Source organism: Paraburkholderia sp. SIMBA_027 (assembly GCF_046535315.1).
In the GTDB taxonomy this organism is placed as follows: domain Bacteria; phylum Pseudomonadota; class Gammaproteobacteria; order Burkholderiales; family Burkholderiaceae; genus Paraburkholderia; species Paraburkholderia tropica.
Window position 1 is genome coordinate 1 of sequence record NZ_JAWRWY010001504.1, and the last position, 240, is coordinate 240.

General features: G+C 36.7%; 1 protein-coding gene. It reads right to left on the reverse strand.

Annotated features, from left to right (window positions below):
* Positions 1-240: alkaline phosphatase family protein (locus SB764_RS44210; protein WP_410867339.1), on the reverse strand; the 240-nt coding region annotated here is incomplete at both ends.

Sequence of the window (240 nt, forward strand, 5' to 3'; positions counted from 1 at the left end):
CTATCTTGAACGACATTTCGAACTCCAGTATTCCAAATTTCAGTAGGACCACTTCCATAACTAACGATACGTTTTGCCTGTTCATTAAACCAAATTAGACCAGGGATATGATGTTCATCAGCGAAAGCACCTGTTAGTAATGAACTATCAATGGTTACCGACATTGTAGGATAAGAACTTATTACATTTGGATAGAATTGTCCATTTTCAATCAAAAATTCAAACGCAGGAGCTTTCCCT